This window comes from Cryobacterium sp. Y11 (assembly GCF_002929535.1).
GTDB lineage: Bacteria > Actinomycetota > Actinomycetes > Actinomycetales > Microbacteriaceae > Cryobacterium.
On sequence record NZ_PJJO01000058.1, the window covers coordinates 241521 to 264513 of the forward strand.

The 22993-nt window shown below is 64.1% G+C and carries 23 protein-coding genes; 15 read left to right on the forward strand and 8 right to left on the reverse strand.

Features of this window, described 5'->3' with window-relative positions; genetic code table 11:
• Position 1: 1 nt before the first annotated feature.
• Genes CXY75_RS13185 through CXY75_RS13195 form a run of 3 tightly spaced genes read right to left on the reverse strand, consistent with a single transcriptional unit; the run spans position 2 to position 2594 of the window.
• Entirely contained in the window at positions 2-823 is an 822-nt protein-coding gene (locus CXY75_RS13185; protein ID WP_104083254.1) for a carbohydrate ABC transporter permease, read from the reverse strand.
• On the reverse strand, positions 820-1716 hold the full coding sequence (locus tag CXY75_RS13190; protein WP_104083255.1) for a carbohydrate ABC transporter permease: 897 nt from the start codon (positions 1714-1716) through the stop codon (positions 820-822). Before CXY75_RS13190 ends, CXY75_RS13185 begins: the two co-directional genes overlap by 4 nt.
• On the reverse strand, positions 1716-2594 hold the full coding sequence (locus tag CXY75_RS13195) for a MurR/RpiR family transcriptional regulator (RefSeq protein WP_158251203.1): 879 nt from the start codon (positions 2592-2594) through the stop codon (positions 1716-1718). The genes CXY75_RS13190 and CXY75_RS13195 overlap by 1 nt, the downstream gene beginning before the upstream one ends.
• Positions 2595-2885: 291 nt before the next feature.
• On the opposite strand from CXY75_RS13195, the gene CXY75_RS13200 reads away from it, so the two are divergent.
• The gene (locus CXY75_RS13200; RefSeq protein ID WP_104083257.1) at positions 2886-3182 is read left to right on the forward strand and encodes a hypothetical protein; all 297 of its coding nucleotides are present in this window, start codon (positions 2886-2888) and stop codon (positions 3180-3182) included.
• A gap of 95 nt (positions 3183-3277) precedes the next feature.
• Here the strand turns inward: CXY75_RS13200 and CXY75_RS13205 are convergent, their stop codons facing one another.
• From CXY75_RS13205 to CXY75_RS13215, 3 genes are all read right to left on the reverse strand, one after another.
• Positions 3278-3559, reverse strand: coding sequence for a hypothetical protein (locus CXY75_RS13205; RefSeq protein WP_104083258.1), 282 nt, complete (start codon positions 3557-3559; stop codon positions 3278-3280).
• 28 nt (positions 3560-3587) lie between these two features.
• Positions 3588-3998: a hypothetical protein gene (locus CXY75_RS13210; protein ID WP_104083259.1), complete on the reverse strand. Its 411-nt coding sequence runs from the start codon at positions 3996-3998 to the stop codon at positions 3588-3590.
• A gap of 100 nt (positions 3999-4098) precedes the next feature.
• Positions 4099-5259, reverse strand: coding sequence for a DNA topoisomerase IB (locus CXY75_RS13215; protein ID WP_104083260.1), 1161 nt, complete (start codon positions 5257-5259; stop codon positions 4099-4101).
• A gap of 792 nt (positions 5260-6051) precedes the next feature.
• On the opposite strand from CXY75_RS13215, the gene CXY75_RS13220 reads away from it, so the two are divergent.
• The 5 genes from CXY75_RS13220 (at position 6052) to CXY75_RS13240 (ending at position 11301) form a co-directional block, all read left to right on the forward strand.
• Positions 6052-7236 (forward strand): Rv2578c family radical SAM protein, encoded by a 1185-nt coding sequence (locus tag CXY75_RS13220; protein ID WP_104083261.1) that lies wholly within the window; start codon positions 6052-6054, stop codon positions 7234-7236.
• A gap of 53 nt (positions 7237-7289) precedes the next feature.
• Entirely contained in the window at positions 7290-8495 is a 1206-nt protein-coding gene (locus tag CXY75_RS13225) for a sensor histidine kinase (RefSeq protein WP_104083262.1), read from the forward strand.
• Positions 8492-9910, forward strand: a complete 1419-nt coding sequence (locus tag CXY75_RS13230) for a hypothetical protein (RefSeq protein ID WP_104083263.1) — start codon at positions 8492-8494, stop codon at positions 9908-9910. The genes CXY75_RS13225 and CXY75_RS13230 overlap by 4 nt, the downstream gene beginning before the upstream one ends.
• Positions 9910-10539, forward strand: coding sequence for a thymidine kinase (locus CXY75_RS13235; RefSeq protein WP_104083264.1), 630 nt, complete (start codon positions 9910-9912; stop codon positions 10537-10539). The genes CXY75_RS13230 and CXY75_RS13235 overlap by 1 nt, the downstream gene beginning before the upstream one ends.
• A 207-nt stretch (positions 10540-10746) precedes the next feature.
• The gene (locus CXY75_RS13240; protein WP_104083265.1) at positions 10747-11301 is read left to right on the forward strand and encodes a sortase; all 555 of its coding nucleotides are present in this window, start codon (positions 10747-10749) and stop codon (positions 11299-11301) included.
• A 174-nt stretch (positions 11302-11475) separates the two neighbouring features.
• Here the strand turns inward: CXY75_RS13240 and CXY75_RS13245 are convergent, their stop codons facing one another.
• Together CXY75_RS13245 and CXY75_RS13250 are read right to left on the reverse strand one after the other, a co-directional pair.
• Positions 11476-11784, reverse strand: a complete 309-nt coding sequence (locus tag CXY75_RS13245; protein ID WP_104083335.1) for an ATP-dependent DNA ligase — start codon at positions 11782-11784, stop codon at positions 11476-11478.
• Positions 11785-11984: 200 nt separating this feature from the next.
• Positions 11985-12716 carry a CPBP family intramembrane glutamic endopeptidase gene (locus CXY75_RS13250; protein ID WP_158251204.1) on the reverse strand — a complete coding sequence of 244 codons (732 nt, stop codon included), beginning with the start codon at positions 12714-12716 and terminating at the stop codon, positions 11985-11987.
• A gap of 175 nt (positions 12717-12891) precedes the next feature.
• Here CXY75_RS13250 and CXY75_RS13255 point away from each other — a divergent pair, with 175 nt between their 5' ends.
• The 9 genes from CXY75_RS13255 to CXY75_RS13295 all read left to right on the forward strand — a co-directional run bounded on the left by CXY75_RS13255 (position 12892) and on the right by CXY75_RS13295 (position 22823).
• Positions 12892-14325, forward strand: a complete 1434-nt coding sequence (locus tag CXY75_RS13255; RefSeq protein WP_104083267.1) for a polysaccharide biosynthesis tyrosine autokinase — start codon at positions 12892-12894, stop codon at positions 14323-14325.
• Between the two features lie 87 nt (positions 14326-14412).
• A complete protein-coding gene (locus CXY75_RS13260; protein WP_104083268.1) occupies positions 14413-16191 on the forward strand; it encodes a DUF4012 domain-containing protein in 1779 nt (592 codons plus the stop codon).
• 133 nt (positions 16192-16324) lie between these two features.
• On the forward strand, positions 16325-17761 hold the full coding sequence (locus tag CXY75_RS13265) for a polysaccharide biosynthesis tyrosine autokinase (protein ID WP_104083269.1): 1437 nt from the start codon (positions 16325-16327) through the stop codon (positions 17759-17761).
• Positions 17758-18510 (forward strand): hypothetical protein, encoded by a 753-nt coding sequence (locus CXY75_RS13270; RefSeq protein WP_104083270.1) that lies wholly within the window; start codon positions 17758-17760, stop codon positions 18508-18510. Before CXY75_RS13265 ends, CXY75_RS13270 begins: the two co-directional genes overlap by 4 nt.
• Positions 18510-19466 carry a hypothetical protein gene (locus CXY75_RS13275; protein ID WP_104083271.1) on the forward strand — a complete coding sequence of 319 codons (957 nt, stop codon included), beginning with the start codon at positions 18510-18512 and terminating at the stop codon, positions 19464-19466. Before CXY75_RS13270 ends, CXY75_RS13275 begins: the two co-directional genes overlap by 1 nt.
• A 119-nt stretch (positions 19467-19585) precedes the next feature.
• Positions 19586-19918, forward strand: coding sequence for a hypothetical protein (locus CXY75_RS13280; protein ID WP_104083272.1), 333 nt, complete (start codon positions 19586-19588; stop codon positions 19916-19918).
• 25 nt (positions 19919-19943) lie between these two features.
• Positions 19944-20612, forward strand: a complete 669-nt coding sequence (locus CXY75_RS13285; protein WP_104083273.1) for a nucleoside/nucleotide kinase family protein — start codon at positions 19944-19946, stop codon at positions 20610-20612.
• A gap of 142 nt (positions 20613-20754) precedes the next feature.
• Entirely contained in the window at positions 20755-21810 is a 1056-nt protein-coding gene (locus CXY75_RS13290; protein WP_146069470.1) for a hypothetical protein, read from the forward strand.
• A complete protein-coding gene (locus tag CXY75_RS13295; RefSeq protein ID WP_104083275.1) occupies positions 21810-22823 on the forward strand; it encodes a hypothetical protein in 1014 nt (337 codons plus the stop codon). Before CXY75_RS13290 ends, CXY75_RS13295 begins: the two co-directional genes overlap by 1 nt.
• Positions 22824-22993: the final 170 nt, after the last annotated feature.

Here is a 22993-nt window from a genome sequence, read left to right on the forward strand (position 1 = left end):
TTCAGCGTTGGGACCCGGAGAGAATCGACGACTGAAAATACCGCTGCAGCACGAGGAACGCGATCACCATGGGGAGAATTGCCATCGTCGCCGAAGCCATTTGCAGAGGAAAGTCTGTCCCCATCTCGTTTGAGGCAAACCGTGCAATCGCAAAGGGGATGGTCGCTGCACTGTCGCCTCGCAGCGTGAAGAATGGCCAGAAGAAATCATTCCAGTGGGCCGTAACACTGAAAACAGAAAAGGCAATCATCGTTGGTCGTGCCAACGGCAAAACGATGCGCACCAGAATGCGCACCTCGCCTGCGCCATCGAGTCGGGCTGCCTCTATCAGTTCTTCAGGAAACTGCAAGAAAAATTGACGAAACATATACACGCCAAACGCGCTGGCAAGAAATGGAACAATCAACCCGGCTAGGGTGCCGACGAGCCCGACTTTTGAAAGCGCGAGGAACAGGGGAACGGCGATAACTTGCAAAGGCACCATCGTCGCACCCAGAACAATCCATACAATCGCCTGACTCAGCCGCTTATTCTGCATGCGAGCGAGTGCAAAACCCGCGGGAATTGCAGTGAAGAATTGGCTGATCAGAATAGTTGCTGTCACTATGACGCTGTTGGACAGGTATCGCAGCACCGGCACGGTTTGCCATACCTGAACAAAGTTCTCTACCGTGAACTCAGCGGGGAAGACCGAGCCGCTGTTGAGGTCGATTTGGGTGCGGAAGGCAGTGAGCAGCATCCAACCAAAAGGTCCCAGGGCGAAAATTGCACAGCAGATCAAGAAGACGTAGACCAGCAGATCCCGTCGAAGGTTTCGAATCATCGTGACGTACCGCTTTCCTCGAGATGACGCAGTCGGCGTACCTGCCAGACGGTGACCAACATGACAATGGCAAGCATCGCCGTGGCCAGCACAGCACCGCCTCCGATATCTAGATAGGACATCCCTCGCGAATAGATCATGAGAGGCAGCGTCCTGGTTGAATCGCCGGGTCCACCACCGGTCATCACCTGAATCTGATCGAACGCTTTCAGTGCGGTCATGGTGCTTGTCACGATGGCAAAAACCACGGACGGGCCCATCATCGGAAGCATGATGCGCCAGAAACGCTGCCAAGCATTGACGCCATCGAGGATCGAAGCTTCCATTGGTTCCCGCGGTAGCGTAGACAGCCCCGCTGCGAACAGCACAGTATTGTAGCCAAACTGTTGCCACACTCCAACGATTGCGATCGCGGGCAGGGCGAGCCTGTAGTCCGAGAGCCAGTCAGAGACTCCCGATATGTCACCGACCAGGGCGTCGAACGGTCCTCCTGGTGCCATCATCGCTTTCCAGGCGACGGCCATCGCCGCGAGGGTAGCCGCAGCCGGCAGAAAGAATGCGGTGCGCCAGAATGACCGCGCGAACCGAACTCGGTCGATCGCCAATGCGCAACACATCCCCAGCGCGAGTGACGTAGGAACAGTAAGGAGGGCGTAGCCCAGGGTGTTCGCGGTGCCAGTGATAAGTTCACCGTTAGCGACTTCTGCTGCCCAGTTCTGAGTGCCAACAAATGAGATGACACCACCGAAAAGGTCGACATGGAAGAAAGAAAATATGGGGGTCAGCAGCACTGGCAGCACAATCAACAGTGCGAGCAATGCGAGAGCCGGAGTGAGCATCGTCGTGAGGACAAGCCGTTCCCGACGAGCGGCACGGCCAAGTCTGGGCGCCATTAGATTTGGTTCGTGGCGGTCACGCTGTGGAGGTATTCCAGCGCAGCTGCGGATCGGTCCCTGTGACGCAGAGCAACCGCGGTCACGAGAGCGTCTAACACCAGAAGATGGGCGACACGGTTCATCGCTGCCTCAGGGCGGAAGGTTGGGGTCAGTCCTCCAGTGACGAGCAGGAGCTCGACTTTGCCCTGCAATGGCGTCGTACGGTACGAGCTGACGGCGACGCGGGTGGCCCCCGCAGCACCGGCTGCGTCCGCGCACCGGAGTATGTCGGTGGTCGTTCCCGTATGGCTGATGATGAGACAGACGTCACCACGTTCCAGTCGTCCCGCTTCAAATAATTGGGTGAATGGATCTATGGGTGAGTCAACACGCAAACCAATCGTGCGTAGCTGCTGCGCGGCGTCTTGTGCGATCGCCGACGACGCCCCGATCCCCAGAACGAGAAGCCGATGGGTAGCACCCACGGCATCAACTGCACGGGAGAAGTTGGCATCCATTTCGGCGGTTATGCGACCGGCAATCGTCTCGAGGAGCCGTGCAGCATGACCGAGCGTTTTCACCAGTATTTCGTGATCGGACTCATCCAATTCGATCGGCCCGCGAGCCAGGTCGACCGGGTCAACGCTCCGCCGTGACAGCAACAGCCTGAGCTGGCCGTAGCCTCGGAGACCAAGGCGCTGACAGAGGCGCACGACGGTCGCCTCTGAACATTCGACAGCGCGGCTCACCTCAGTGATGCTCAGCAGCGGCACCCGATCCGGGTCGGCGAGGATCCACTCGAGCAGACGCCGCTCGGTGGCCGTCAGGCCTGGCAAAAGCTCACGAGAGTGTGCTAGCAAGTCGTCGGGCCGTGCGTCTGCGAAGTTTTTGATCATGAAGAAAATTTTCTTCAGAACAGGTTTCTTGAAGATGACTTCCGTAGAAACGGAAAGTAAACGGCCAGAATACAGTTCATGCATTGTCGCGCTCAGCGTGGACTAGTCGCCACCGAGGCTGGCCCCCTGACTGTGCGGTCACGTTCTACTGACAAATCGCCTGCGGTTCTCGACGCAACACGCCGGCGCCTTGAGGCCACGTGCTCGTTGAGTAGGAGCGTCCTGTCAACCCCTTGAAAGAGGCGGTGAGCTGTTGTCTACTGGAGAATCAAACGGGCCCGGAGGCGGCAAGTGAACCCGAACAATGGCGTTTCGGATGCGGATGACCTGCGCGTATCGCAGCTCGGCATTCTCCAGCTCACACCCACAGAATGGTTGGTGCGAGATTCACAAATTCTTGACGGCGACCCAGCCGCGCTGCTCGGAGTTATCCAGCAGAGCAAAGACGTCTACGAGGTAACAAAGCTCGGCGTGCTCACCACGAGGTGGTTCTACTCGTCGTTCGATCGGGCGCAGGCGAGCTTTCTGGTGCGGGGCACTCCGGCGCGGCAGTCCAGCCCGCAGCGAGCCACGCTCGTAGCAGACTAGCCACTCCGCGTCGGCTGCTCCCGCGCGGTGGTCCAGCCCGCAGTGAGGCGTGCTCGTGACGGACTAAACACCCCGCGCGGGATGCCGGCGCCGGTTTACGTGTCGTGGGTGTCGGCATCCGTTGTGTGATTGGCCTTGCGCTCTTCTTTTTTAATGGATGCCTCGGCATGGTCCAGCAGACCGCTCACCTTCGTCTGGGCGACGGTGGCGGCGTCGCGCGCTATCCCTTCGGCCTGCGAGACAACCTTCTGTGTGCCGGGGTCGCCCCACATGATGCGGGCTTTCGCGGCGATGCGGTCGTAGGCCTGCCGGCCGGCCTTGGATCCGAGTACAAAGCCGGTGGCGGCGCCGGCGAAAAACAGTAGCTTGCCCTTCATGGGGAACTCCTTGGAGTTAGGTGGTGGATTAGGCGGTCGGTTCGGCCTGGCCGTGGCCGACCAGATCGGTGTTCGACGGATTGTCGGCGGGATCGACATCGTCGAGGTCGCTGTCGTCGGTGCGTGCCTCGTTGTCGACGTTGTCCTGGTCGTCTTCGGCGTCACTGTCGGCATCGGCGTGAGTGGCGACGGCGGCTTCACCGGGGGTCGACCCGTCCGCGCTTGGGGCCGGGCCGTCAGGACCGGTTCCTGCGCTGGCGACCGGAACAGCTTCGGCCGCGTCGGGTTTCGAGGCCGAACCGGCGTGTTCCTCGGTCGGGCCGTCTGGTCCGTCTGGTCCGACAAGCTGGTCGGGGTTGGTCGGCGAGCTGGGAGCCTCGGGCCCGGGGTTGGGGGCGTCGAGCGGCGGCTGTTCAACGGGGTCAGAGTCGTGGGTCATGGGCCTACCTTTCTCATAGTCCACAGCCGGATCGGCTGGTGGCATTCAAGTTATACCCCGAACGGGTGACATTCTTAAGCATTAGGTTTAAGCGTCAGGTTTAAGCGTCATCGCCGAGCACGAGCGCCCGCAGCGCCGTCTCGGCTGAGACCCGTGCGGCGGGGTCGATCGTCTCGCCGGCCAGAAACAGGTCCACAACTCGTGGGTCGACGTAGCTCGTGCGGGCGATCGCCGGGGTATTGCCGAGAACATCCGCGGCCTGCCGCATCGCTTCGGCAATGGCACGGGTGTCGGCACGCCGGCTGCGTGTCGCCGCCCGCGGTGGTCGTGAAGCGGATGCCGTCGGCTCGTCCGCGACGCTGGTCGCCGTCGCGCCGGTCGCTGCGGTGCTCGGTTTCGACCCCGTCGCGATGGTCGACCCCGCCGCGCCCGCCTTCGACCCCGCCGCCGCGCCCACCTTCGCTGCTACCGCCGCCGTCACCGCGAGACTCTGCCCGAGGCTCTCGGCCAGGCTCTGCGCGGCAGCAGCCGTGCCCCGCAGGGTGCGAAAGTCCTTCGCGGTGAATTCGCCACCGGTGTGATCCTTGATGAAATCGTTGATCTCGGAGGCCGAGACGGCGCTCTCGACACCGTCGACCACCCAGGAGAGCAGCGGTGAAGCCGGGCGCTCGCGCAGGCGGGCGCGCAGGTAGGTCGCGAGGTCGGCATCCGTTATCAGGCCCTGAAATTGCTGGCCACTCTTAGCTGGAAAATCCAGGCGCACCGTGTCGCCCCGCACCGAGACGTGCGAGCAGAGCAGGGTCGAGAGGCCGTGGCTGCCGTAGGCGTCGGCATAGCGCTCGCTGCCGATGCGCAGCGAGGCGAGGTCGAGCATGCGAAACGCCGCGGCGATGGCCCTGCTGCGCGGAGGGCCATCGCCGCGCAGCTCCCTCGTGACCTGGCCGCGCACCCGTGGCAGCGATTCCGCGAGTTGCAGCGCGCGTTCGAACTTGAGGCGGTCCTTCTGTTCGCGCCAGGCCGGATGGTAAATGTACTGGCGGCGTCCGGCGGCATCGAGCCCGATGGCCTGAATATGACCATTTGGCTGCGGCGCGATCCACACCTCGGTCCACGCCGGCGGAATCGCGAGGGCCGCGAACCGTTGCCGCAGTTCGCTGTCGGTCACCGTGTCGCCGGCAAGATCGCGGTAGCTGAAGCCTGTGCCGGCGCGCCGTCGGGTGTACCCGGGCCGAGCCGGGTCGCTCCGCCGTAGCCGGGTCACGCGGGTACCCTGTGAGTGCGCATGCCGGCAGAGTAGTGCGAATCGCCCGATAGTGGATGCCGCACCGCGGGTCGCGCAGGCCTGGCGGGTGTCGCGGCACTCGTTTGGGCTCGGAGTCCGTGTGCGGTACCGCCGTCCCCCGCCCCGTGGCACGTGTTTGGGAAGTGCGCACGTGTTCAAACCAGTGCCAACTTCTCAAACACGTGCGGCGAGAGGCCAGGCCGACCCCGCGGTCCCTGCCCGCACCAAGCTCTGTTGCGGCACTCGTTCGAACTCGCGGCACTCCTAAGAATGAGTGCCCCCATCCCCAGCGCGTGCCGCGAGTGCTGGGACACGACCATTCCCGGGAGTGCCCCCGTTGTGGCATCCGCTTAAATGACGGTGCCGCCGCTTGCCGTGCGGCGGCCTGCCGCGTCGTGGCACGTGTTTGGGAAGCGCGCACGTGTTCAAACCAGTGCCAACTTCTCAAACACGTGCGGCGAGAGGCCAGGCCGGCCCCGCGGCCTCTGCCCGCCCCCAACCTCCGTCGCGGCACTCGGTAAGGATCGCGGCACTCGTTCGAACTCGGGGCACCCCTAAGAACGAGTGCCCCCATCCCTAACGCGTGCCGCGAGCGGTGCGGCCAACCTCGCGGCACTCGGTAGAGCTCGGGGCGCACCTACGAAGGAGTGCCGTGCCGCGACGCGACAACGCGAGCAAACCGGCACGGCGACGCGGCCAGCGGCATCCGTTTCACACCGAGTTTTTCGCGGCACGCTTGCAATTGGCTCGAACTTGTGTTCGACTATAACCATGCGGTGGAGCGGACAAGAACTACAGACCGAGCAGGTTGGTGCGCTACCCGGCCTTGCTCGTCTCAACAACCTCGTGCGCACAGTGCAAACGCCCGAGTTCGCCGGAATCACGTTTCACGAGATCCTCGCCAAGTCGGCACTCAACCACGTGCCGGGGCAGAGCGCGATGCCATTTGGGTACACCATCAATCCCTACCGCGGATGCTCGCACGCCTGCACGTATTGCTTCGCGCGGCCCACGCACCAGTACCTCGATCTCGATGCCGGTAAAGACTTCGATAGCGAGATCATCGTCAAGGTCAACGTGGCCGAGGTCTTGAGAAAAGAGCTTGCGAAGCCGACGTGGGGGAGGCATCCGGTCGCCCTCGGTACGAACACCGACCCGTACCAGCGCGCCGAGGGGCGCTACCGGCTCATGCCGGGCATCATCGCGGCCCTCGCCGACAGCAAGACGCCCATCTCCATTCTCACCAAGGGCACCCTGCTGCGCCGAGACCTCGACTTGCTCGTCGAGGCGAGCGAGCGCGTTCCGGTCGACCTGGCCATGTCCATTGCAATCTATGACGACGACCTGCAGCAGTCGGTCGAACCGGGCACCCCCACCACGAAGGCGCGCCTCGCCACGGTTACCGCGGTGCGCGAACGCGGACTCGACTGCGGCGTGTTTCTCATGCCCATTTTGCCGTTTCTCACCGACACCCGCGCTCACCTCGACGAAGCCCTGCGGCAGGCCAAGGCGGCCGGTGCCACGAGCGTGCTCTACTCCGGTCTCAACCTCAAGCCCGCCGTTAAAGACTGGTACCTGCAGTGGCTCGCCCGCGATCACCCCGAGCTCGTCGGCCGCTACCTCGAGCTGTACGCCGGCGGCCAGTACGCGCCCAAGGAGTACCGCACCTGGCTCGCCGCGCGCATCAAACCGCTCATCCGCGCGCACGGCCTCGAGCGCGGAATCGTCGACCCCGCCACCGGTGGCCTGCGCTCGAGCGCCCTTCCTGCCTCCCCGGAACGGATGCCGGTGCCCGCCACCCGTCCGACCTTCGCCCCCGCTCCTTCGCCGGGCCCGGTCGCCGGGCCCACGATAGATCAGGGGCCCCACTCCCTGAGCTGGGCCCGGACCACGGAGACACCTCAGTCCCTGATCGCCGCGGAACTCCCGCCCGACCTGACCCCCACCCTGTTCTGAGCCCTAGCGCCCACCCCTCCAACCCCCAGTGGCATACTTATCTTGGGGGAACTATGTCCTTAGGATTACCTGGTCACCTGGTCCAGCTGACGCTGGCGCGCGCCATCGCGCGGGCCGCACACTGGTTCGCACTGACCTGCCTGATGTCCGCGGTCGTGTCGGTTGCCATCCTGAGCCTGCATCGCAGTCCAGGGCTCTGGTTCACCATTTTCATCGTGCTTGTCATGGGCGGCCTGCTCATCCTCTTTACCCGGCACCGCATCATCGCCTTCGCCGTGGCGTACCTGCTGGTTGGCACCGTGGGCGTCTACGCCTTCACGGCAGCTGTGCTCGGTGAGCCGGATGTATTCCCAGCGTCGAATATGTTCCTCGTCGCCCTGCCGAAGATGGCCCTGGTCATGGTCGGCGGAGCCGGGTCGAGCGCCCTCGCTGGAGTGCTCTGGAGTACGGCAGCCTTCATCCTCGCCGAGGCGGCCGCCTTTCTGGCCATCGTCGGCACCACGGTGCCGTACCGGCCAGACCTGTTCACGCTTTCGACCTACCTGGTGCTCGTCGGGGTCATGGTGCTCGCCGGCATCGATCGGCGTGCGAGCAACGCCGCTCAGCCGGCGATCCACCGTGCCGTGCAAGACGGATCGAACCGTCAGCTGCGGGATGCCCTCGATACCAGGGCCATCGCCTTGCTCAATGACACGACCGTCACCCAGCTCGTTGCCCTGTCTCTGGCCGAACCTGGGGCTCTTTCTCCTGGCCTGAAAGCGAGCCTGCAATACACCCTCACCACGCTGCACGACACAAACTGGCTCACCGACACGGATTCCCGAGATGCCCCAGCGCCCGCGGACGCTTGGCAATCCAGCGCCGTCTACGCCGCCATTGAGCGCGGTCGCGACCGCGGGCTCGTTGTCGACTTCATCGGCGACCGCGCTGCCCTGCGGCGCCTCGACGCTGGTAGTGATCGCGACGTCGGTCTCGCCGTACAACAGTGCCTGGTCAACGTCATTTTGCACGCCGGCATCGCCGCCGCCGAGGTCACTATTGAATCCGACAGCACGACGCTGTCCGTGCTCATCACGGATGCCGGCCGCGGGTTCACCGAATCCGAATCGGCGTCCGATCGGCTCGGTTTACGACAGTCCGTGAGAAGGCGCATCGAGCAACTGGGCGGATCCGTGCTGATCTGGAGCCGTCCAGGCGCCGGAACCAGCGTGCGCCTCACCGTGCCGGTCGGCGCCCTGCACCAGGTCGCCCAAGAATGACGCGGGCGACGCCGACTCCGCGCCGGCCGCGAGCGCCGGCATCCGCTTCGCAACAACGTCTGGACCCCATTGGCGGCCTCGCCGCCTGGCCGATCGCCCCGGTCGTGGCGCTCATCGTGGTGGCATATGCGGTGGTGGGGACGCTGACGCGTCCGCACGAGATCCAAGTTCCGGCCCTCGCTCTAGCGGCCGTCGCCGCGCTGACGATTGCCGCTGCAGCGCTGGTCTGGGCGGCCAGGCCCGATCTCGCACCGTTCACCCGTTACCGCGCGATCGCCGTCGTGGCTCTCGGCGCCACCGCGCACCTGCTCGCCGCTGCGAGCACCTGGCAGTACAACGGAATGATCCAGGACGACTTCACCTCGATCGGCTTGGGCCTGCTGCTGCTGGCCCTTGCTCCCTTTCGGCCGTGGAAAGAGATTCTGATTTTCGGCGCATCCGCTGCCGTCGTCGTTGGCGTCACGGCACTGGCTCAGTCGCCCTATCTCGGCGTGCACACCCCGCCGCTGCTGTTCGTGATTATCGCCATGACGCAGGTGCTCGCCCCGGCCCTGGCCGCGGCAGCGTTTTCGCGCCAGATCGTCAACTCCATTCATCGCTGGCAAACGGATGCCCGCCGCGCCATCCGAGGACGCACCGAAGAGAGTCGCGGCCTCCTCGCGCAGGCCGTGGTTGACCATCGCCTCGCCAACCTCGGAGCCGACGTGCTGCCCTTTCTGGCCGATGTTCTGGAACGGCAGAACCTCACCGCCGTCGACGTGAAGCGCGCTCGCTCCCTGGCCTTTCAGGTGCGCCGCGTGCTCGTAGCCGAGGTTGACCATACCTGGCTGGACGACCTGATCGACCGCGAACGCATCATACTGACCGAGCGCGGCCTCAACCCGCTCTGCGTCATCGCCGACCCGGAACGTCGTGCGACCGGATTCGATTCCGACCAGCGAGCCGCCGTCGGCGCCCTGATCGTTGCCCTGTGCACGCTTAAGGGCTTCGACCCGACCAGCCTCGTGGTGCAGATCGCCGGATCCAGCGCTGCCCCGACCGATACCGCTCACACCACTCAAGCCTTCGGACTGAAGGGAGCCAGGCCCACCCCGGCGCCAGACACGACAACGATCGCCCTGGTCACGTCGGCGCAGGCGCAAGCGGAAGCGCAGGCGAGAGTGCGGGCCAGCGCCCAGGCCCAGCTACTCGCGGCAACGACCGACCACGCCCGACCAGCCGGGTTCGGCGCTGTGATCGACACCATCACCATCCAGGCCGGCATCTCGCTGCCGTCATTCGAGCGCCGACGGGCCTTGCGCCCGTACCTCAGTGTGTTGCGCGCTGTGTTCGCCGGGGTGCGCGTGACCAGCCGGCATCCGCTTCTCACACTAGAATTTGACGCTGAACGCACCACGACCAAAGGCATCAAATAATGGCCAAACTGTACTTTCGCTACGGCGCCATGAATAGTGGCAAGAGTACCTCTATGCTGCAAGCGGCATATAACTATGAAGAGCGCGGTCACCGCGTCTTGCTCGCCAAGCCAACGGTTGACACCAAGGGCGACCGCCGCATTCTGTCGCGCCTCGGAGTCAGCCGCGCCGTAGATTTTCTGCTCACTCCCACAGCGGATGCCTACGCCATCTTCCAGCAGCACCGCGCGCAGGTCTTACGCACGTCAGGTCTCGACGTGAGCGCCCTATTGCTTGACGAAGCCCAGTTTCTAACTGAAACCCAGGTGGACGACTTGCTGCGCATCGCCATTCTCGAGAATATACCGGTGCTCGCCTATGGAATCCGCACCGACTTTCAGACCGTCGCTTTCCCCGGGAGCCGCCGCCTGCTCGAGGTCGCCCACAGCTTAGAAGAGCTCAAGACCATCTGCCGGTGCGGTCGTAAGGCAGTCTTCAATGGGCGAAAGATCGACGGCGTCTACATCTTTGACGGTGACCAGGTCGCGATCGACGGCGAAGAGGTCACCTATGAATCCCTCTGCGGCAGCTGCTACCTCGAAGAGAGCCATGGAGTGCTCAATAACCGCAGCCGCCCGTCGGGGCAATAGGGCTCCACCCACTTTTAGGGCGAATACCCCCATTTCAGGTGTACCGACGGCGATTTGTTTGGAATTAAGCCCAACTATCTCGACATCGGGCTATGTAATGCTCCAAGTGCACGATAGCCTGAGTTCCGCCTAGGTATTTCACGACGATTTGCCGGGACCCGCCGTTTCGGCGAACCACTCATCCATATACCCTGGGGGACCTTCACCTTGTTCAAGAAAAGCCTCGCTACGGCGGCACTAGCCGTCATCGCCATCTTCGCCTTCGCGCCGGCCGCCAACGCAGCCGGGTACGTGTCCGATTCACTCATTACTGTCGCTTCGACTCCTGTCGCTGGTGAGGCGACGCCGGTTGCATTCGCTGCCGGCGCCTTCACGGGCGGCGAGGATGTTCGGTTTTCCGTCACGGGTGATCAGGCAGCTACCCTGAGCGTCGTCAAGACCGCCGTCACTAGCTCGATCACCAAGGCAGCCTCGTCTACCGGCGCCGTCAGTGTCACGGTCACCCTCCCCGAGAACGCCACCGGGGTCTACACGGTTACTGCAACGGGACTGACCTCCAACAACATCGGAACCGCAGCCCTGAGCGTTGTGCCGGCTGACTCCGGCACCGGCAATGCCGTCCCGTCTGCCGGCAATGCCCTCCCGTCCACCGGCTACAACGCTCCGGTCCTGATCATCTGGGGCGCCGCTGGCATCCTGGTGCTCGGTGTTGCACTGGTTCTCGTGCGCATTTCGGTTCGCCGTCAGCACGCCGCAGCGTAACTTACTCCTCACGTAGACCGAAACGCCTCGCCACCCTTGGGTGTCGAGGCGTTTCGTGTATCCGCTACCGGTCGGCGACAAACCATTGGGCGAGACCCGACCCGACAGGTCTCGATCGTTCGTTTCTCGCGCTTCGACCGGCGAAAAAGCTCGTTCCAGCTGATCAGTGGTTCCCTACGGAGTGCTGTCCGGCGGCTCGGCCACGACCTGCAGACCGTTCGCGGAGTTAGCCGAGAGAGTGAGAGCGTTCACCCATTCGCGATTGAGTGCCGGTGACTTGCTGCCGAAGTATTTGTAGGTGATGGAGATGCCCGGATGTACCCAGATGCTGCTGCGACCCCCACCGGCCAAGGGATCATCCCGCCACGAGAAATAGAACGACTCGCCTCGGCGCAGCTTGGCGCCGATCACGAGCTGAATGTGCGCGAGTGCCCGGTCGTCGAAATCGGCGGTGAGACTTGAGTCGTACGTAAACTTGCCCATGGCTGCCTCGCGGTGGATCATCGGCGAGTGCGTGCGGGCAGGTCGAATTGCAGTTAGTCCCCGGATACACTCTCAAAAAATGGCGCACTAATTTTTGTGCGATTTTGATCATAGCGACCAGGTGGCCCGAGCATCGCACTTTGAAAATTGCCGCCCAGCCCCAATGCGAGGGGTAGCCAGATCGGTCTGCAGACGCTAAGTCAAGCTGCGAGCAGCGCCGGCACAATCACGAGCCCATTGAATGTCACGTGCGCGATGATCGCGCCGCCGATTCGCCCGGTCAGAAGCGAAACAAATGCTGCCCCCAGCCCAAACAGCAGCGTCGAGCAGCCGACGACCACGACCACCACCGTACTGGCGGGCTCGATTGTGATGAGGTGCATGAGCGCGAAGGTGAGCCCGCTCACGCCGACCGCGATCGGCGCGGCCCAGCGGCTCGCGCTCGTTTCCATAACCACCCGCGCGTAGACGGCCCGCAATACCAGCCCGCGAAAGAACAGTTCCTCTATCACTGGAGCCAGTAGCACCGGAGCAACGAGCGCTCCGAACAGCCACCAGCCGTCGTACACGGTCTCACCAAACGAAGCACCGGTCGTTCCGATGCTGCCGTAGCCGGCAATCTCGATCAGACTGGCTCCGGTGCGGGCCAGGAGGCCGACGCCCAGCCCCCACACTAGGTCGATCGGTCGAATCGACAATCGCAAGGCGGCAAGCCCGCCACGACCGGCTGTCACGAGGATCGCGGCCAGCAACGGCACCCAGACACAGAGGTACCCGAACAGGGTGGTCAGGTGTACGTCAGTGAACGTGGTTCCGCCCACCAGCACGAGCAACACCATCGCGAGCACGATTGCCAGGCCAGCAGCAGGCAGCGCCGCCCGGTTCGTGTGCCGGTCATCACGCTGCGCCGCCTGGTCGATTACCGTCTCCACTGCTGCACTGTCCCCATGATCCCAAACTACCCGGCGCGCACCGGCCGCACAGCGCAGGTTGGGGTACGCGCGAAACTTCGGTATCCTCAGGTGAGGGACACCGCACATTCATGTGGTGAATACGCGCCGTACCGGACCAACATTCCCATCGACAACACGAGGGGATAGCCGCCGAATGGAACTTCGCGACTACATTCGCATTCTGCGCAAAAGCTGGGTGCTCATCGTGCTGTGCACGCTGGTGGCCATTGGTGCGGCATCCGTCTATTCGATTGTGCAGACACCGCAGTACAGCGCGACGTCCAAGGTGTTCGTTTCCATCCAGTCGAGCGGGTCAACGGCTGACCTGGCCCAGGGCAATAACTTCTCGGTCGCGCGGGTCAAGACCTACTCCGCGCTGGTGACCACGCCGATCGTGCTGCTGCCAGTCATCGCAACGCTCGATCTCGGCGTCACGACCGAGCAGCTAGCGAAGAACATCGCCGCGTCAGCACAGCTCGACACGTCGATCATTGACCTGACCGTCACCGACGTCGACCCGGTACGCGCCGCTGACACGGCCAACGCCATCTCGGCCAGCCTCAGGCTCGTCGTCGAAGAAATTGAAACGCCCGCCACAACGGATGCCGCCTCACCGGTTAAACTCACCCTCGCGCAGGAAGCCATCGTGCCAATCGTGCCGGTCAGCCCCAACGTGCCGCTGAACATCGCCCTGGGTGCTCTGGTCGGCCTGGCCATCGGGGTGGGTATCGCGGTGCTGCGTGAGACCCTCGAAACTCGCATTCGAAACACCCGCGACGTTGAGCAGGTCACCGACCTGCCAATTCTGGGTGGCATCGTGTTCGACCCGAAGGCCAAAGACCGGCCGCTCATCGTGCACGTCGACCCGCGCAGCCCCCGCGCCGAGTCGTTTCGCACGCTGCGCACCAACCTGCAGTTTCTCGACGTTGGGCGGGTTGACCGTTCCTTCGTGATCACCTCGTCAATCGAGAGTGAGGGCAAGAGCACAACGGGCGCTAACCTCGCAATCGCCCTGTCCGATGCCGGCTCGCGTGTGTTGCTCGTCGACGCAGACCTGCGTCGCCCCAAGGTTGCCGAGTACATGAACATTGAGGGCGCGGTCGGCCTCACCGATGTACTAATTGGCCGGGCCGAGCTGGCCGACGTTATTCAGCCGTGGGGAACGGGCCAGCTGTTCGTGCTGCCGGCCGGACACATGCCGCCGAACCCGAGCGAATTGCTCGGCTCCACGCGCATGGTGCAGCTCATTGCCGAATTCAACAGTGCCTTCGACGTAGTCATTTTCGATTCACCGCCGCTGCTTCCGGTAACGGATGCCGCCATCCTCGCCAAAAGTGTTGGCGGCGCGCTCATCGTCGTCGCGGCCGGTCGCACTCACAAGAACCAGCTCACCGGCGCCATCGCGGCCCTCAACAATGTGGGCGCCCCCATTTCCGGCCTAGTGCTGACTATGCTGCCCACCAGCGGGCCGGATGCCTACGGTTATGGCCACTACGGCTACGGGTACGCCTACGGTGACACGGACTCCGTCACTCCTTCGGTTCCCACGTCACCACCCCGCGCCCGCGGCTCGCGCGCTAAGCCCTAACGGGCGCGCGCGTCAAGCCCCGAGGGGTAACTGACCGAGGCGCGCTCCTGCGGCCCCAAGCGAACAGCCCTCTGCTTGAATGGGGCCATGTCATCCTCCCCAGCGGTGCACGTTGTCCCCGTGAAGCGCACGCGCACCATCGTCGGGTTCGTCGTGCTCGGTCTGCTTGTGGTTGTCGTCGCGGCCACCGCCTGGGTGGGCATTCGCGGGTTGCAGGCCAAGGGCGCCCTTGAGGCTGCCGTGCCGCTTGCTGCGAGCATCACCGAGCAGGTCATGGCCGGTAATGCCGAGGCGGTACGATTCACCGCCGCCGAGCTGGCCCAGTATGCCGAGACGGCGAGATCCCGCACGAGCGATCCGGTCTGGCGCAGCTACGAATTGCTTCCGTTTTTGGGGCCGAACCTCGAGGCCGTGCGTGAGTTGGCCGCTGTCGTTGATGATGTTGCCGAGAATGCAATTTCCCCGCTCGCCACTCTCGACCCGAATGATTTCACGACCGTCGACGGTGCGATGGCCGTGCAGCCCGTGGTCGACGCACAACCGCCGGTAGCCGCGGCGAACACTGCACTAGCCCGCGCCGTCAAGAACGTGAACGCCATCGACACCGGCAACGTGCTGGGCGTTGTGCGTAGCGCGGTCACCCGGTTGCAGTCGGTTACGGTCGAGGCCGCTGGCACCCTCGACGGCCTGAACCGGGCGGTCATCCTGCTGCCGGCCATGTTGGGCGGGGACGCGCCGCGCGATTACATTGTGCTGTTTCAGAACCTGGCCGAGGTGCGCGCGACCGGCGGTAATCCCGGCGCGCTCGCCCTGCTGCACGCCGACCAGGGCCGCATCGATCTCACGCAGCAAGCCACTTCCGAGGACTTCAACCCGTTTGCTGCCCCGGTGCTGCCGCTCAGCGCCGGCACCAGCTCCATTTACGGTGAGATCACCGGCGAATACCTTCAAGATGTCACCCTCACTCCGGACTTTGCCGAAACCGGCGCCCTCACCCGCGAAATGTGGCGCCTTGAGTTCGGTCTGCAAGCGAACGGAGTGCTCTCGGTCGACCCGGTGGCGCTGAGCTATCTGCTCGAAGCGACCGGCCCGATCACTCTCGCCACCGGCGACGAGCTCACCGCCGACAACGCGGTGAAGTTGTTGCTGCGCGACGTTTACGCACGCTACGAGGTACTCGATCAGCAAGACGTCTTCTTCGCGGCCGCGGCGGGTGCCGTATTCGATGCCGTCAAAAGTGGCAACGCCAATCCGGTCAAACTCATCGACGCACTCACCCGGGCTGCAGGCGAACATCGACTGCTGATCTGGAACGCCGATGAGGCCGAGCAAGCCGTGCTCGCAGGCACCACGCTGGCCGGTGGTCGGCCGGTCAGCGATGATAAAACGAACCGGTTCGGCCTGTATCTCAACGATCTCACTGGCGCGAAAATGGACTTTTACCTCGACGTCACTTCCGCGCTCGGCCAGCGCACATGCCGCAAAGACCTGCGCCCGCAGTACGCGCTGGAGGTCACCGTCACCAACACTGCTCCAGCGGATGCCGCAACGACCCTCCCCGCCTACGTCACCGGTCGAAACATATCGGGGGTGCCGCTGGGCAACATCAAGACCATGGTATCGGCCTATGGAACTCCCGAGATGTACAACCTCGGAGTCACGCGCGATGGAGTCGACGCGCCATACACTCCGGGCACCGATGCCATGTACCCGGTGAGCTCGATTGTCGTCGAACTGGCTCCCGGCGACAGCACCGTGTTGCGCTTTGACTGGCTCGGTCCCGAGCCGTTCACTGGTGAGCTCGCGCTGCGCAGCACCCCGCTGATTGAGCTGCACGAGACGGGCTCGCTCAATTTGCGTTGTTAGGGTCTGACCGGCGTGCACCGATAGTCAGACGTGGCGCGACCCCTGATTGCGGGGCACCGTGCAATCGGGGCTCTTGGCGCAACTGTGTCAAACTACCGGGGGGCAGCTTTGTGCCGCAACGAAAGGTAGCACAGTGGAACTCCATGATTACATGCGCATCCTGCGCAAGAGTTGGCTACTCATCGTGGCGGCGACTCTCGTGGCGGTGGCGGCAGCATCCGGTTTCTCGATTGTGCAGACGCCATCTTATAGCACCACATCGAAGGTTGTCGTGTTGACCGAATCGGGCGGCAGTACGAGCGATCTCGTGCAGGGCGAGAACTTTACGGTAGCTAGAGTGAAGTCATATTCCGGCCTTGCCCGCACTCCGCTGGTGCTGCTGCCCGTGATCGAGAGCCTCGACCTGCGCATCACGGCGGTCGAACTGGCCAAGCACATCGCCGTCTCCGCGCCGCTCGACACATCGATCCTCGACATCACGGTCACCGACACCGACCCGGTTCGTGCCGCCGCAATTGCCAATGCCGTCTCGCAGAGTCTCACCGACGAAGTGCAAGCCATTGAGAAGCCAGATGACCCCGCTGCTGCACCGCCGGTGAAATTCACTCGGATCCAGGTGGCCAGCGTTCCAATTATGCCGGTCAGCCCCAACGTGCCCCTCAACTTGGCGCTCGGCGCTCTCGTTGGGCTGGCTCTCGGCGTCGGCGGCGCGGTGCTGCGTGAAATCCTGGACACCCGCATTCGCACCCAGCGTGACGTTGAGCAGGTCACCGACGTGCCCGTCATCGGCGGAATCCTCTTTGACCCGAAAGCCATTGAACGCCCACTCATCGTGCACGCTGACCCACACAGCCCGCTGGCAGAATCGTTTCGCACGCTGCGCACCAATTTGCAGTACCTCAACGTGGAGCGCGCCGAGCGCTCATTTGTGGTCACATCGTCGATCGGCGCCGAGGGCAAGAGCACCACGAGCGCGAATCTGGCTATTTCTCTCGCTGATTCCGGCGCCCGCGTTCTACTCGTCGATGCTGACCTGCGACGCCCGCGCATCGCCGACTACATGAACATCGAGGGCGGCGTCGGACTGACCGACCTGCTCATCGGGCGGGCCGAAATTAACGACGTCATTCAGCCGTGGGGCCACGGTCAGCTGTACGTGCTGCCCGCCGGGCACATTCCGCCCAACCCGAGCGAGATGCTCGGGTCGTCGCGCATGACGCAGATCATCGAGCAGTTCAACCGTAGTTTCGACGTCGTCATCTTTGACTGCCCGCCGCTGCTTCCTGTGACGGATGCCGCCATCCTGGCCAAGCGAGTCGGTGGCACCATCCTTATTGTCGCGTCAGGGCGCACGCCGAAGAACCAGCTCACGGGCGCCATCGCGGCGCTGAACAACGTCGGTGCCGGGATTAGCGGAGTGGTCATGACGATGCTGCCGACCAAGGGACCGGATACCTACGGATCCGGCCACTTCGGCCAGTATGGTTACGGACACACCTATGGTGACGTCGGCGCCGCGCCCGAAATCGTGGCACCAGACTATTCCCGTCGATCGAGAGCTCGAGTATGACCACGCCCCCCATCGCTGATGCCCCCCTCGCCCAGCCCGGCCTGCCGGTCGCAGCCCCCCGCATCCTGATTGTCTGCACCGGCAACATTTGCCGGTCGCCGCTGGCCGAGCAGTTGCTCCGCGCGAGCCTGAGTGCTGCTGGCATCGACGCCGTCGTTACGAGCGCCGGAACGCGGGCCATGACGGGCAGCGCCATGACTCCCGAGGCCGCGGTGCTTTCGACGCAATACGGCGCCGCGAGCACCGATCACATCGCTCGGCAGCTCACCGAACAGCTCATCGCCGGGGCCGACCTCGTGCTGACCGCCACCCGCGACCACCGCCGCGAGGTCGTCACCCTGCTGCCCAAGGCCACCCGCTACACCTTCACCCTGAACCAGTTCGCCCGACTGGTGGCCAACGAACCCATCCCGGCGCCTGATGCCGCCCCCCGCGACGCCCAAACCAGCCGCGACTCCGCCCCCCTTCCGCTGGTCGAAATCTCGACAAGCTCGATCCAAGGCCCGGTGAACGAGACCGCAATCCCGGCACCGCAACCCGCCTCCGCAACCCGGCCATCCCGCGATTTCCCGGCCTACATCGCCTCCGTCGCGGCAACCCGCGGACTCCAGCCATCCCCGAACCCACCCACCCGCGACGACGTCGAAGACCCCTACCGCCAGTCAGCCGCCGTGTACGCGCGCGCCGCCGCCGCCATCAACTCCTCCGTCACCACGATCACCGCCGCCCTCGTCGCGGCCCGCGACTGATGGCGGCGCCTCAGGGGCGACGGAGCGTTATCGCCTACGCCGCCGTCGCACTCTTCCTGCTCGTCGACGCGGTGCTGATCACGACGGCGCTCTCGCCGACGCCGGTCGACGCCGCTACCGACGCGTCGTCGACTGCCCGACCGACAGCATCCGCTCTCAGTACACCGCCATCACCCACCCCGTCGGCAACCACAACCGCCGCGCCCGCGGTTGCCCCAGCCCCGGCGACGCGCTTGCTCTCAGCCGTGTCGGACACCGCAGCCTGGCGCGCCACGACCGGCCCCTGCCCGGCGACCGCGGCCTCGCCGGAGCTCAGCACCGATGCCGGCGAGAGCTGGATCGCCAGCGACGCGACCGGACCGTCGGGAGCCACCGCTCTGCAAAACATCACCGCTCTGAGCGAATCGGTCGCCGAATTCGTCGGCCTTGACGAAGATTGCGCCCCGCAGTTCATCAAGACCTTTGTCGGCGGCGACAACTACACCAGCTATCCCGTCGAGCTCGAAGACGCCTGGTACGTCGACCCCGCCGACCGCGCCACCGTGCACGGCCCGGACGGCGACGCCCCGGCGCCCTGCGACTCGGTCGTGCACCTCGCCGCGAGCACGTCCGACTCCGCCGCCGTGCTCTGCGCCGACGGCCGACTCTTCACCACAGCGGATGCCGCAGCCACCTGGTCAGCGCCGGTCGCCCTTCCCGGAATGGTCACCCTCACCGCCACCGACACCGGCTACCTCGCCGTCGTCACCTCCGCCGACCCCACGGACTGTCGCGGCGTGAATATCGTTCCCCTCACCGAGACCCTTGAAGCTGCGGGCGCCACGTGTTTTGAGACCGATCTGGCGCCAACGGCACTGGCCGGCAACGTCGCTGTGTCGACCGCCGACGACACCCTCTGGCTCTGGATCGGCGACGCTACCCTGCGCCTCACCGCCGCGGGCGAGCCCCAGCCGTAAACGCCGGCAATTCATTGGGCACGCGAGCTCGAAGGTGGCAAGTTGCCTGAATTGGCCCCCGCTCTACACGGGTTGCGCAAAACCGCGCGCGCCCCGGCCAGCTGGACTATTCTCTCTTCATGGACGAGATAGGTGAGAACGTCTCGTGGCTCTTTCAAAAAAAAGACGCCATCGAGCCTCACCTGTGCCCGCAGTGCGGCTGGGTAATGGCGGTTGCCTGGCACGGCGACGCTTTCGACTATGCCTGCGCCAATCTCTCCTGCACCCAGCTGTACTTCGGCCCTCCGTACACCGAAGCCGAACTGGCCAGCGATACCGCGGTCTTGGTCGGCCCGCCGAATTGCCCGCGCTGCCTCATCCGCATGGAGGTCGTGCCCGACGGCCAGGCCTTCAAATTCACCTGTCTCCAAGACGGATGCGACGGCATCTGGCCCCCCCGCGACTCCCGTTAATCCCGCCCCGCCCTAGAGTCGACTTATGCCATCCAATAGCCTGACCGATCCACCGGCATCCGCTCAACTGACCGAACTTGCCAGCCGCGTCATCGCGCTGCTGCCCGAGCACGGCCGCATCCTGGTCGGCATCGCCGGCAGCCCGGGCGCCGGCAAAACCACCCTCGCTAGGCGGGTTGTCGCGAAGGTGAACGAGCAACTCGGCAGTGAAAGCTCAGCCGTGCACCTGCCCATGGACGGTTTTCATCTCGCCAACGCCACCCTCGATCGCCTCGGCCGGCACGATCGCAAGGGGGCCATCGACACGTTCGACGGCTGGGGATTCGTCGCCCTGCTCCGCCGCCTTCTCACCGAACACGACCATACCGTCTACGCGCCAAGCTTCGACCGCAATGTCGACGAGGGTATCGCGGCCGAGATTGCCGTGCTGCCGAGCGCTCGCGTGGTCATGGTCGAGGGAAACTATCTGCTCGCCGGCACCGAGCCGTGGGGCCTGATCAACACACTCCTCGTCGAGTCCTGGTTCTGCCAGACCAGCGAGCCGGAGCGCCTTCGCCGTCTGGTCGACCGGCACGAGCGCCACGGTCGTAGCCCCGAGGCTGCCCTCGCCTGGGCCGAGTCCGTCGACGGCGCGAACGCCGTCCTCATCGAAGCCACGCGCGCCCGAGCCACCCGCACCATCTTCGGCCTGTAGCCCCGCTCCTACTCCCGCTGGTCGAGCGTGGTCATCCCGCTAACCCCGAACTGGGGGTACACCCCAGCGCGCAGACCCCATTTCATCGAATCTAGTATGAAACATCACGATCACTTGGCGTCGTGCAGATGTGGGGATCTTCATGCCGTTCTTTTTGCCGTCTTTCGCGCGGTTTTCCCCGACTCCAAGACGCGGACGCGTCGTCGCCCCCGTGCTGGCCGCCAGCATTCTTGGCCTCACTCTGTTTGCCGGCGCACCCACGGCCGCACACGCCGAGTCCGCGTTTGACGTTCCAGAATCACCGCTCATCGAAATGCAGACGGATGCCGACGGCAACTGGTTCTGGCAGGTCACCGTTACCAGTGACTCCGCCTACATCGCCACCTGGGAGCGCGAAGAAGGCATCTGGCCGAACGCCGATGTGGCAATGCAAGCTGGGACGGCACTGGCTCAATGCCGCAGTGATGGCAAGCGCGCCTACCTGGATCGCTTCACGACCTACGCTGAGTTCGCGGCGGCGCCGAACACACAAATTGAAGGCGGTGTAGAGGGCGCGTCCGCTACGTGGACCTCGGACGATCCTGCTTTCCTTGCCGCCCATGCCGTCTGCAATGAGCAGTCAGAATGGGACTGGACACAAAACGTTTCCACAGCGACCGGCGCTCCGAATCAAAAAGTGATCGCCATCTCCAGCGACCAGATGGGCCCGGGCAGCCACACGCTCTTCATCGCCAGCATGGAGTACCCCGATAGCCAGGAATGTTCGATAACGTGGCCCGACGGCGGTTTGGGCAGCTACGGCTGCCTGCCCACCTTCATTGTCGAAGAGATGACCGTGGCGGTGGCCTATCCCGATTCGACCGCATCCGTTTTGCCCGGCCCCCTCGTCGGCAACAACACCGCCTTCGACGCATCCATCTTCAGCGACTTGGCGCTGACCGGCCAGTCACCCGAAGCGGATGCCGGCCCACTTCAAGCGTCGGATCTCACGATCACGCCACCGATCGGTCCGCTCCTCATTACCGTTGCGCTCACGCTGATCTTTGCGATTCTGATCGCTCTGCCAAGTGCTTTGCTGGAAGCCACAATCGAGAACAATGAATCGCGCATCGGCGCCTTCTTGAAGAAAATTCTCCCGCCCCGCCGCCGCACTGCGCCCCGCGCCAAGGCCGTTACCGCTTCAGGAATCGACAGTTGATGACCAACATTGAACTCACCGAGGTAGAGGCGACCACGGTCGCGACGACCCTTGCTTCGCAGACGGCTCCATCGCCTTCGGCACCGGAGACCCGGTCCGAAGGGGAATCCGAGACGCCGGAAGTCGCGACACCAGCCGCCACTGCCAAGTCCGGCGCAGCGAAACCCCGCCGCCGATGGTACGACTCACTCGGCCACGTGCATGGCCCCTGGGCGCTACTGATCATCGTGCTCAGCGCTGTGATTGCGGGGTTTGCTGACCCGAGCTATGGCGTGAACTGGATGTCGCTGCGACTGCTCACCACCTTCGTCACCGTGTTCGCGGTTTTCAATTACGGTGGCGCGATGGTGAAACGCATTGTTGGGTTTCGGGTCAGGCAGGGGTATCGCCCACGCATCACGGCCCGACCGATGTATCTCGCGATCATTCTGGTCACCGTGATGTTCGGACGCGGAACTGGGGTGAGCCCGGCGCTAATTTTCGGCTCTGTTCTGGCTCTCGACTACGGGCTCCAAACGGTGGGCACTGCCCGTACCGCTCTGGTTACCATCGGGGGAGCCGTCTGGGCGGCGCTTCTCGGCCTCGCCGCATACGCCGGGTACACCTTTCTCGTGGTGCGGCCGATTCCGAGCTTCATCGAGTGGCAGCGAATCGACCCGAACATAGCGTTCGTCGCGCACCAAGCCACCGAATTCGGCAATGTTGCGCTGGGGGAGTTCTTCTCCACGCTCTGCATTGCCGCCCTCTCCTCGCTCCCAATAGCACTGCTGCCATTTGCCTTTCTCGAAGGCGCGAACCTTTGGCGGTATAACCGTGTCCTGTGGGTCATTGTTTATGCATTTGGCGCAACCATATACAGTTACGTGCTCGTGCCGCTGCCCGCGTCGTGGGATGAAATCACCGTTACCGTCGGCGCCTGGGCCGGGGTCTACCTGGCCTACGCGGCTATCGCGGTGGCCGTCTGGGCCTACTTTAGGTACGCGAAGCCCCGCAGCCCCGCCATCGCGCCGTAGCTGCTCCGGCCACATGCCGGTGGGAACGACATCTGCGCCAAATGTTTTCATCCCGCGTTCGCAAAGCTCAGGAACCAACCTGACTATGCCTGCAAAACGTGGCACTTCTGTCCGAGTGAGGTCGCGAACGGCGTAGCCGTCAATCGTGGCACGCCGCACCCATCCCGTCG